The sequence below is a fragment of the Pseudokineococcus sp. 5B2Z-1 genome (assembly GCF_037482305.1).
Taxonomy (GTDB): Bacteria; Actinomycetota; Actinomycetes; order Actinomycetales; family Quadrisphaeraceae; genus Pseudokineococcus.
On sequence record NZ_JBBHZG010000007.1, the window covers coordinates 1 to 9,328 of the forward strand.

13 protein-coding genes are annotated in these 9,328 nt (G+C 76.2%); 4 read left to right on the forward strand and 9 right to left on the reverse strand.

What is annotated here, in order from left to right:
- The coding region (locus tag WDV85_RS14915) for an AAA family ATPase (protein ID WP_339571374.1) at positions 1–350 on the forward strand (350 nt) is incomplete at its 5' end.
- A gap of 153 nt (positions 351–503) precedes the next feature.
- On the opposite strand, the gene WDV85_RS14920 is transcribed toward WDV85_RS14915, so the two are convergent.
- The 3 genes from WDV85_RS14920 to WDV85_RS14930 all read right to left on the reverse strand — a co-directional run bounded on the left by WDV85_RS14920 (position 504) and on the right by WDV85_RS14930 (position 2,543).
- Positions 504–1,289: a helix-turn-helix transcriptional regulator gene (locus WDV85_RS14920; protein ID WP_339571375.1), complete on the reverse strand. Its 786-nt coding sequence runs from the start codon at positions 1,287–1,289 to the stop codon at positions 504–506.
- 43 nt (positions 1,290–1,332) lie between these two features.
- The gene (locus WDV85_RS14925; RefSeq protein ID WP_339571376.1) at positions 1,333–1,734 is read right to left on the reverse strand and encodes a nuclear transport factor 2 family protein; all 402 of its coding nucleotides are present in this window, start codon (positions 1,732–1,734) and stop codon (positions 1,333–1,335) included.
- A gap of 65 nt (positions 1,735–1,799) precedes the next feature.
- The gene (locus WDV85_RS14930) at positions 1,800–2,543 is read right to left on the reverse strand and encodes a phosphotransferase family protein (RefSeq protein ID WP_445263358.1); all 744 of its coding nucleotides are present in this window, start codon (positions 2,541–2,543) and stop codon (positions 1,800–1,802) included.
- A gap of 290 nt (positions 2,544–2,833) precedes the next feature.
- Here WDV85_RS14930 and WDV85_RS14935 point away from each other — a divergent pair, with 290 nt between their 5' ends.
- Positions 2,834–3,067, forward strand: coding sequence for a hypothetical protein (locus tag WDV85_RS14935; protein WP_339571378.1), 234 nt, complete (start codon positions 2,834–2,836; stop codon positions 3,065–3,067).
- A gap of 43 nt (positions 3,068–3,110) precedes the next feature.
- Here WDV85_RS14935 and WDV85_RS14940 read toward each other — a convergent pair whose 3' ends face one another.
- The 6 genes from WDV85_RS14940 to WDV85_RS14965 all read right to left on the reverse strand — a co-directional run bounded on the left by WDV85_RS14940 (position 3,111) and on the right by WDV85_RS14965 (position 7,598).
- Complete coding sequence (locus tag WDV85_RS14940; RefSeq protein WP_339571379.1) at positions 3,111–3,704, reverse strand: dihydrofolate reductase family protein; 594 nt, start codon at positions 3,702–3,704, stop codon at positions 3,111–3,113.
- 25 nt (positions 3,705–3,729) lie between these two features.
- The gene (locus WDV85_RS14945; RefSeq protein ID WP_339571380.1) at positions 3,730–4,026 is read right to left on the reverse strand and encodes a DUF4287 domain-containing protein; all 297 of its coding nucleotides are present in this window, start codon (positions 4,024–4,026) and stop codon (positions 3,730–3,732) included.
- A gap of 92 nt (positions 4,027–4,118) precedes the next feature.
- Complete coding sequence (locus WDV85_RS14950; protein ID WP_339571381.1) at positions 4,119–4,514, reverse strand: SRPBCC family protein; 396 nt, start codon at positions 4,512–4,514, stop codon at positions 4,119–4,121.
- A 63-nt stretch (positions 4,515–4,577) separates the two neighbouring features.
- Positions 4,578–5,201, reverse strand: coding sequence for a hypothetical protein (locus WDV85_RS14955; protein WP_339571382.1), 624 nt, complete (start codon positions 5,199–5,201; stop codon positions 4,578–4,580).
- Positions 5,198–7,024, reverse strand: a complete 1,827-nt coding sequence (locus tag WDV85_RS14960; RefSeq protein ID WP_339571383.1) for a PHP domain-containing protein — start codon at positions 7,022–7,024, stop codon at positions 5,198–5,200. Before WDV85_RS14960 ends, WDV85_RS14955 begins: the two co-directional genes overlap by 4 nt.
- A 217-nt stretch (positions 7,025–7,241) precedes the next feature.
- Positions 7,242–7,598 (reverse strand): metalloregulator ArsR/SmtB family transcription factor, encoded by a 357-nt coding sequence (locus tag WDV85_RS14965; RefSeq protein ID WP_339571384.1) that lies wholly within the window; start codon positions 7,596–7,598, stop codon positions 7,242–7,244.
- Between the two features lie 141 nt (positions 7,599–7,739).
- On the opposite strand from WDV85_RS14965, the gene arsB reads away from it, so the two are divergent.
- Both arsB and WDV85_RS14975 read left to right on the forward strand, forming a co-directional pair.
- Complete coding sequence (arsB, locus tag WDV85_RS14970) at positions 7,740–8,879, forward strand: ACR3 family arsenite efflux transporter (protein ID WP_339571385.1); 1,140 nt, start codon at positions 7,740–7,742, stop codon at positions 8,877–8,879.
- A partial coding sequence (locus WDV85_RS14975) for an arsenate reductase ArsC (protein WP_339571386.1) occupies positions 8,876–9,328 on the forward strand: 453 nt, incomplete at its 3' end. The genes arsB and WDV85_RS14975, both read left to right, overlap by 4 nt.

A 9,328-nucleotide genomic window follows, 5' to 3' on the forward strand; every position in this document is an offset into this window, starting at 1 on the left:
ACCGCGCGCCGCACCACCTGTCCCAGGGCCAGCGGCGCCGGGCGGCGCTCGCGACCGTGCTGGCCACCGACCCCGAGGTGCTCGTGCTCGACGAGCCGACGGCCAACCTCGACCCGGCGGGCCGACGCGAGCTCGCCGACGTCCTCGCCGGCCTGGCGACGACGCAGCTCGTCGTCACCCACGACCTCTCGTTCGCCCTGCAGATGTGCCCGCGCGCGGTGCTCCTCGACGAGGGCCGCGTCGTCGCCGACGGCCCGACGCGCGACCTGCTCGCCGACGCCGCGCTGCTGCGCGCCCACCGCCTCGAGCTGCCCTTCGGGCTCGACCCGCGCGCGCTGCCGCCGGGCTGAGGCTCCCAGCCCGCAGGTGGCGCGCCGAGTCCGACGTCCGAGCTCGGGTCCGACGACGCGCAGGTCCGGAGGCGGCCAGGACACGCACGACGTCGGACTCGGCGTGCGACGTCGGAGTCGGCGCGAGGAGGCGGCACCCGCGAGGCGTCGGGCTCACCGGCGGGGCGCGTCGGACCGCGGCGACGCCCGTCGCGCCCGTGGGCTCGCGGCCGGCGGGCGGACGTCGTCGAGGCGCCGGACCGGCCACCGGGCGAGGTCCGCCTCGAGGAGAGCGGGGTCGCGGCGCGGCGGCACCTCGTCGAGGACGTCCAGCCGCGTGATCCGCTCGAGGCGGAAGCCGCGGATCGCGGAGCGCAGGCGGCACCAGCCCGCCAGGAGCCAGGCGTCGCCGGCGCGCAGGAGGCCCATGGTCTCGACGTCACGGGTGGTCGTGGCGGTCGGGTCCGGGCCCCCGTCCGGGGCCTCGCCGACGTAGGTGAGCCGCACGACGCGACGCGCGGCCACGACGTCGGAGAGCAGGTCCACCGGGACGACGTCGTCGGTCGCGGCCACGGCGTCGATGACCCGGAGCCTGCCGAGCACCTCGTGGACGGGCGCGTGGTGCCGCTCGTCCATGACGGCGGTGACCTTGTCGTGCGCGCGGCGGGCGGCCCGTCGGTACGGCGAGGAGTCCAGGAGCGCGAGCCCGGCGAGGACGGCCAGGGACTCCTCGGCCGTGAGGGCGAGCGGCGGCAGGGAGTGCTCGCGCAGGACCGAGTAGCCGCCTGAAGCGCCGTGGTCGGCGTAGATCGGGACCCCGGCGACCTGCAGCGACGCGACGTCCCTCTCGATCGTGCGCGAGGAGACGCCGAACTCGGCCGCGAGCCGAGCGGCCGACCACGGCCGACGCGCTCCGCGGAGCAGGTCGACGAGGGCGTACTGCCGCTCGGCTCGCTTCATGCGCCAGGTGTACCGGGGGTGGGCCGACGGGGGCGGTGCCCGGTCAGCTGCGCATGCTCCGCCGGCCGCCGACGGACCACACCCGTCGGACCCGGCCGTCGGCGTCGAAGTCGAACACGTCCACCCCACCGACGACCGTGCCGGCCACCTCCATGTCCCACAGCAGGCGCCCGTGCTCGCCGTCGACCGCGTCGGCGACGCGGGAGAAGACGACGCCGGGGTGCTCGGCGTGCCACCAGCGCAGGTACCGGTGGAAGTCCTCGGCGGTGCGGATGTCGTCGGCGGGGGTCGACCCGTCGGCCTCGGTGACGGCGAAGTGGATGCGGTAGTCGTCGGCGCAGACCTGCAGGGCGATGTCGGCGTCGCCGTTCCACATGGTCAGCCACCGGTCGAGCGAGTCCTGGGCGGAGGAAGCGGTCGTGGTGGTGCTCGAGCTCTCGGTCATGGGCCCACCCTCGGACCTCCTCGCGACAACGGTGCGTCGGTGTTCGCGCGTGCTCCCGCGCCCGGTCAGCGGGCGGCCGCGAGGAGGACGGCCGTCTCGGGGTAGGCGCCGGGCGGGCCGAACCCGTGCTCGGCCAGCCACGGGACCGCCGTGAGGCAGCGGTACGCCCACCACGCCCGGACGAGGTCGCGGTCGACGTCCCCGCGGTAGCCGGAGACCACGTCGTCCAGGTGCTCGGGGTGACCGAGCGTGAGGACGGCGATGTCGAGCAGCGGGTCCCCGGCTCCGGCGCCGGACCAGTCGATGACCCCGGTGACGACGTCGTCCTCGACGAAGACGTGGTCGGGCTGCAGGTCGCCGTGCGTGAAGCAGGGGGTGCGCGGGCGCAGCGCCAGGAGCGCCAGCTCGCGGTTCCGCCGGACGACGTCGGCGGGGACGACGTCGTGGGCGAGGAACCACGCGCAGGCCTCCTCGAGGCGCCGCGCGAGCCCGTCGGCCGGCGCGGCGGCGGCGCCGGTCGGCAGCGGGGTGCGGTGCACGGACCGGACGGCGGCCCCGGCCGTGACCCACGAGGCGGGGCCGACGGGCGAGGGCTGGCCGAAGGTGGCCAGCGCCGCGCCGCGGACGCGCTCGATCGCCAGCACCGGGTGCCGCCGCCAGAGGACCCGAGGGGTGGGGACGGCGACCGCGGCCATCGCGGCGACCTCGGCGTCGATGCCCGCGCGGTCGGGGTCGACCTTGAGGAAGACGTCACCGACCCGCAGCGTGGCGCGCGCCCGGTGCGCGACGACGACCTGCACGTCCGGCAGGGCGTCGCCGTCGTCGACCGTCTCGATCTCGTCCACAGCGCACCTCCCGCATCTCGCCCGGCCCCGCGCCCGGGGCGGACCGCCTCATCAGCAGCGCGGGGTCGGTCCGCCGTCGCCCGGTCGGCGTGGACCCCGGGCCGCCCTCCGACCAGGCGGGGACGGCGTCCACCCGGTGTCTGACGTCCGAGGCCCGGGAGGACCGGACCCGGGCACGACGACGCGGCCCGCCGTGGAGGCGGAGTCTTGCAGGACGTCGCCGGACCACCGGCGACCCGTCCCGAGGAGCTGTCGTGATCGCCACCGTGTGCGTCGTCGTCGCCGTCCTGCTCGTGGCCCTGCTCGCCCTCACGCCCGTGCTCGCGCGCGGCGTGCCCGCCGACGTCGTGGCCCCGCCCCACGCGGGCCGCGGCGGTGCGCCGCTGGTGCACCGGACCGAGCTGGCGGGACGCCGCGCGGCCGACGACCTCGCCGGTGCCCCCACCCCTGCCGCCGACCACGCCGACGCCCACGACCTCGCGGCCTGAGCCCGGCGCCGTCGACGCCGACGGCAGGACCGGGTCTGCCAGGTCAGTGCCGGACCCGGTAGCGGAGGAAGACCAGGCCCCCCGGCAGGCGGCGCTCCTCGTCGAGCGTTAGGTCCAGGCGCAGGCCGGGTGCGAGAGCCGGCGTCCCGCCGCCCACGACGACCGGGTGCACGACGAGGCCGACCTCGTCGACGAGCCCCGCGCGCAGGGCGACGGCGGCGAGCTCGGCGCCGCCGATGCTCATGTCCCCGTCGGCCCGCTCCTTGCGCCGCGCCACGTCGCTCGCGTCGAAGTCGCGCACGAGCTCGGTCCGCGCGGTGCCCACCTCGGTGAGCGTGCGGGAGAAGACGACCTTGTCGGCGGCACGCCAGATGCGCCCGTACTCGTCCTCCACCGGGGTCTGGTCGGGCTGCTCGTGGGCGGTCTCCCAGTAGCTCATCGTCTCGTAGAGCCGGCGCCCGTACAGGTGGGTGCCGATCGAGCGCTCCTGCTCGTTGCAGAAGGCGTGGACCTCGGCGTCCGGCTCGCTCCAGTCGAACCTGCCGTCGGCGTCGGCGATGAAGCCGTCGAGCGAGGCGTTGATCCAGTAGCGCAGCAGCGTCATGCCGGAGAGACCGGCGGTGGCGGGGCCACTCATCGGCCCTGCGCCCGCGGGGACGGCGTCAGCGGCTGTTCGGCTCCCGGGCGGCGACGCCGTCGAGGTGCAGCTCGGTGGACGCGTCGCGGTGCGTCCCCGTCGAGCCGACGTGCGCGTCGCTGATGGAAGAGCCGTTCTTGAGCACGCCGTAGAAGGCCATGGCGTGGCCGCGGCCGACGCCGTAGTCGTCCCTCAGCCACGCGACGACGTCCGCGGCCCTGCTCGTCGGCCCGAACCCGCGCTCGTGAGCCTGGTCGAGCAGCTCGCGAGGGGTCCTGCCGGTCTTCGCCTCGAGGGCGTCGAGGTAGGCCTGGTACGACACGGGTCCTCCGGAAGGTCAGCGGGCGGCAGTCGCCAGGGGTGGCGGGGTGCAGACCGCCGGTGGCGCCGGTCCTCAGCGGTCGAGCGGTGCGCTCATCCCTCGATGAGGTCCCGCAGCCTCTCGAGGTCCGCGAGGACGGCCCGGCAGTCGCTCTCGAAGTCCTCCTCGCCCATGCCGGCGCGGTGCCGGACGGTGAAGACGACCTCGCAGCCCTCGCCGTCGGGGAGCACGCGCACCGGGTTGAGCACCTCGTCGCCGTCGGGGAGCTTGACGACGTGGTCGAGCACCCCGAGCTCGTTGGGCGGGGCGAAGGCGATGCGCACGCGCCCCATGGGTGACTCGGCGACCCAGGCGCCGTCCACCCGCTCGACGGTGCTGCTGGCCAGGCCGGCCGCCCACGCGGGGAGGTGCGCCGGGTCGACGGCGTAGGCGTGGACCCGCTCCGCGGGTGCGGCGATCCCGACGCTGACGTGGCGCGAGGGCGTCATGCCGGCTGACCGTAGGGCCGGCCACCGACAGCGGGCCGGGCTCTCGGCCCGTGCCCCCGCCCGTCAGTGCGCGCTGCAGCAGGAGTGCTGGACGGGCGGCTCGAACGGCACCCACCGGCCGCCGCGGGAGGGCTGGACGTCGAGGACGAGCCGGCCGTCCGCCAGCCGGGGGCGGACGTGGCCGCGGGTGTCGACGACGGCGTCCGCCGGCACGGCGAGGCCGCCGAGCCCGACGAGCGCCTCCACCGCGCTCATGGCCAGGAGGTCGCGCGCCGCGACCACCCCGACGAGGCGCTCGCGCCCCGGGAAGACGGCGACGCGGTCGACCACGCCCGAGGTCGCGCGCTCGGCCACGTGCGTCCCGGCCCCGCCGGCGCCCGCGGCCGCCGCCACGGTGGCCGCGACCTCCTCGGGCAGCGGCGACGTCGCGAGGATGACGAGGCCCAGGTGCTGCGGCGAGCCCGACGACGCGGGCACGAGCGAGCTGCCCACGAGAGTCCCCGCCGGCAGCCCGGGCACCGCCTCGACGAGCGCGGCCGCGTGGTCGACCTCGGCCGGTCGGCGCAGGTGCGGCGTCAGCAGGCCGAGGACGTGCCACGCCGTGCCGCCGGCGCCGGCTCCGTGGGGCCGCCGAGCGCCCGGCGCCCCCGCAGCAGGGGACGCCGGGCGCGTGCTGGTCGTCGTCACCGGCGCCCGCGCGGCCGGCCCTCGGGCACCACGAAGACCGGGTTCGTGTAGAACCACAGGTCCTCCCACGGGTCCGCGTCGCCCTCGACGTCGAGCGCCGGGCCCTGCGGGTCCACGGCCGCGCCGTAGATCCCGACCTGCGAGCGCTTGCCGTCGGTGCCGCGGAAGCGGACGTAGAAGGGGCCGCCGACGTCGCGCACCGTGTAGGTGAACGACGCCGTGCCGCCCTGCGCGCGCACGCCGGTGGTGTCGAAGGACTGGACGACGCGCGTGCTCGGCGTCGTGAAGACGTCGCGGTCCGTGACCGCCCCGGTCACCTGGCCGAGGACGACGTCGACCCGTGCCAGCTCAGGCCGGAAGGTCGCCCAGTTCGGGCCGGAGGCCAGGGCCACGGTGATGGTCACCTCGACGTCGTCGCCCTGCCGGACCCGCAGCGAGCCGCCGAGCGTCGACTCCCGCGACGTCGCCGTCACGGCGCGCACGCGCACGTCGACGGCGTCGACGAGACCGCCGTGGTCGACCCACACCCGGCCGTCACGCATGGCCGCCATCACCTGGCGGTAGCCGGCGCGGGGGACGCCGACGTGGGTGCGGCTGTAGAAGCCGGGCCAGAAGTCGCCCCTGCCCGTCTGGATCTGCCCGCCGTAGACCGGGTCGCTGTAGAGGCCGTCGACCTCGAAGACGCGCCCGTCGGGGCCCGTCGCGCTCCGGTCGTTGCCGGTGGGGTTGACCGACCAGTCGCCGTAGACGGAGTGGCTGTCGGAGTTCGCCGTGACCCACCACGGCAGGCCCTCGGCGAGCAGGCTGTCCCACAGGCCGCCGACCGTCGACGTCATCCAGTCGAAGCCGCCCCACGTGCGGTAGCTCTCCAGCGGGTACCCGGCGAAGCTGTTGGCGCTGGGGGAGTTGCCGTAGTAGCCGCGCGCCGAGCCGGGGCCGAGCGCGTCGGCGGGGATGCCGGCGGCCTGGTGGCCGGGGGCGCCCTCCATGCCGATCGCGATGCGGCCCGGGGCGTCGCGCCAGCCGCGGATCTCGTGGGGGGAGTCGACGCCGTTGCGCGCCGGGTGGTTGGCGAGCATGAGCGCGTCCGGCGTCCGCCCTTCGCGCACCTGCTGGGCGAGGAAGGTGAGCCCGGCGACGGCGAGCGCCTCGTTGGCCGGCGAGCTGCTGCTCGCGCCCTGGACGCTGCCGTCGTAGCCCTGCTCGAACTGCTGGAGGACGGAGACCTCGTCCGGCCCCGGCGCGACGAAGACGGTGCCGTGCTCGGCCGAGGGGATGTTCCACTCCAGGCCCTGGAAGACGAGGACGTCGGGGTTGGAGCGCCGCGCCGCCCGGATGTCCGGGTTCGTCTTCTCGACGCCGATGCGGGCGTGCGTCTCGCCGCCGTGGTCGGTGATGACCATCCAGTCCAGGCCGTACTGGTTGGCGGCGCGCACCTGGTCGCTGACCCGGTACATCGCGTCGGGGCTGTACTGCGTGTGGATGTGGTGGTCGCCGGCGAGCCACTGGTAGCGCGCGCCGGGGCGGTCACCGCCGGGACGGCCGACGGCGGCGGCCGGGCTCGCGGCACCCACCGCGCCGGCGGCGGACAGGCCGGCGCCGAGCAGGCCGGCGCCGCGCAGGACGCCGCGGCGGCTCAGCGCGGCCGGGCTCAGCTCGGCGTCCGGGACGGTGAGGTCGACGGCCTCGCCGAGGACGCCGCCCTCGACCGGCGTCGCCTCGTGGGTGTGGGGGTGGCCGTGCGTGTGGCCGTGCTCGTGCGGGTGGTCGTGGGCGTGGTCGCCGTGCGAGTGGCCGTGGGCGCCGTGGTGCGATCCGGACATGGGTCCTCCGCTGTGCGCTGGGTGCCCGGCCGTCGGCGTCGCAGGACCAGGGGGGCGCGCGGCGGCGGGGCGGGTGCGACGGCAGCGTCGTCCTCGTGCGGTGGACGTCGGGCGGGCAGCGGGCGGGCGCCGGGCGACGACCTGGTGAACACGTGGCTCCGGGTACCGGACCCGCCGACGGACCGCTCGCGGGGACCCCGCCGCGACGACCTCGCGCTCAGCGCCCGGGGTGCTGCAGGGCGCCGGCGACGGCGTCGAGGGCGCCCGGCACGAGCGCGTAGAAGGCCCAGGAGCCGCGCCGCTCGCGCGTCAGGAGGCCGGCGTCGACGAGCGTCTTGAGGTGGTGGCTGACCGTCGGCTGGCTCAGCCCGACGGGCCCGGTGAGGTCGCAGACGCAGGCCTCGGCGCCGTCGGCGGCGGCGACGAGCGAGAGCAGCCGCAGGCGCGCGGGGTCGGCGAGGGCCTTGAGGACGTGCGCCAGGCGGGCGGCCTCGTCGGCGTCCAGCGGCGCGGCCGTCAGCGGTGCGGCGCAGCAGGTCGCGGCGTCGCGGACCGGCGCGGGGGTCGTGCTCACCGCCGGAGGCTAGCCCGCGGCATCGACGGGTGTCGATGTTGACGACGGTCGCCCCCGCCCGGCAGCATCGACGTCGGTCGATCCTGCTGGGCGACCGCGTCGACCCGCCGCCGGCCACCCGGCCCGACCCCGGAGCTGCCCGTGAGCGACGCCGTCGCCGAGACCGCCCGCCCTGCGCCGCCGGACGCCCCGGTCGTCGCGCGCCTGTCCGTCCTCGACCGCTTCCTGCCCGTGTGGATCGTGCTCGCCATGGCCGTCGGCCTGCTGCTGGGGCGGCTCGCGCCGGGCGTCGGCGACGCCCTCCAGGCGGTGACGGTCGGCGAGGTCAGCCTCCCGATCGCGGTCGGCCTGCTGCTGATGATGTACCCGGTGCTGGCGAAGGTCCGGTACTCCGAGACCGCCCGCGTCACCGGGGACCGGCGTCTGCTCGTGGCGTCGCTCGTCCTCAACTGGGTCGTCGGCCCCGCGCTGATGTTCGCCCTGGCCTGGCTGATGCTGCCGGACTCCCCGGAGCTCCGGACCGGGCTCGTCATCGTGGGGCTGGCGCGGTGCATCGCCATGGTGCTCATCTGGAACGACCTGTCGTGCGGGGACCGGGAGGCCGCCGCGGTGCTCGTCGCGATCAACTCGGTCTTCCAGGTCCTCGCCTTCGCCGGCCTGGGCTGGTTCTACCTGCAGGTCCTGCCGGGCTGGCTCGGCCTGGGGACGGCGTCCGCGGAGTTCTCCGTGGGGGCGATCGTCGTCTCGGTGCTCGTCTTCCTCGGCGTCCCGCTCGTCGCCGGCTTCCTCACGCGGACGCTGGGCGAGCGCGCGAAGGGGCGCGACTGGTACGAGGGCCGCTTCCTGCCGCGGATCGGGCCGGTGGCCCTCTACGGGCTGCTCTTCACGATCGTCGTGCTCTTCGCCTTGCAGGGGGAGGCCGTGACGTCGGCCCCGCTCGACGTCGCGCGGGTGGCCCTGCCGCTGCTCGCCTACTTCGTGCTGATGTTCGCCGGGTCGTTCCTGCTGGGCATGCGTCTGCGCCTGGGCTACGCGAAGACGTCGACGCTCGCCTTCACCGCGAGCGGCAACAACTTCGAGCTCGCCATCGCCGTGGCCATCGGCACCTTCGGCGCCACCTCGGGGCAGGCGCTCGCCGGCGTCGTCGGCCCTCTCATCGAGGTGCCCGTGCTCGTCGCCCTCGTCTACGTCGCCCTGTGGGCGGGGCGGCGCTTCTTCCCCGGGGACCCGACCGCCCCCGCCCGAGCCACCAGCCGGCCCCGAGCCGAGGAGTCCCGATGAGCGAGCGCCCCAGCGTCCTGTACGTCTGCGTCCACAACGCCGGCCGCAGCCAGATGGCGGCGGGCTTCACGACCGCCCTGTCCGGCGGTGCCGTCGAGGTCCGGTCCGCCGGCTCGATGCCCGCCGAGCAGATCAACACGACCGCCGTGGAGGCCATGGCCGAGGTCGGCATCGACATCACCGCCGAGCGGCCGAAGGTCCTCACCACCGAGGCGGTGCAGGCCTCCGACGCCGTCATCACCATGGGGTGCGGCGACGCGTGCCCGATCTTCCCGGGCAAGCGCTACGAGGACTGGGCCCTCGAGGACCCGGCGGGCCAGGGCCTCGAGGCCGTCCGGCCCATCCGCGACGAGATCCGGCGCCGCGTCGAGGCGCTGCTCGCCGACCTGCTGCCGCCGTCGGCCGAGGCGGCAGCGGGGGGGGGGGGGGGGGGGGGGGGGGGGGGGGGG

Bases quoted from the DNA above. Each gene is read 5' to 3' on its own strand.
- WDV85_RS14940 (WP_339571379.1), bottom strand. From the start codon at position 3,704: ATGAGTGGCCCCGCCACCGCCGGTCTCTCCGGCATGACGCTGCTGCGC.
- WDV85_RS14925 (WP_339571376.1), bottom strand. From the start codon at position 1,734: ATGACCGAGAGCTCGAGCACCACCACGACCGCTTCCTCCGCCCAGGAC.
- WDV85_RS14960 (WP_339571383.1), bottom strand. From the start codon at position 7,024: ATGTCCGGATCGCACCACGGCGCCCACGGCCACTCGCACGGCGACCAC.
- WDV85_RS14950 (WP_339571381.1), bottom strand. From the start codon at position 4,514: ATGACGCCCTCGCGCCACGTCAGCGTCGGGATCGCCGCACCCGCGGAG.
- WDV85_RS14920 (WP_339571375.1), bottom strand. From the start codon at position 1,289: ATGAAGCGAGCCGAGCGGCAGTACGCCCTCGTCGACCTGCTCCGCGGA.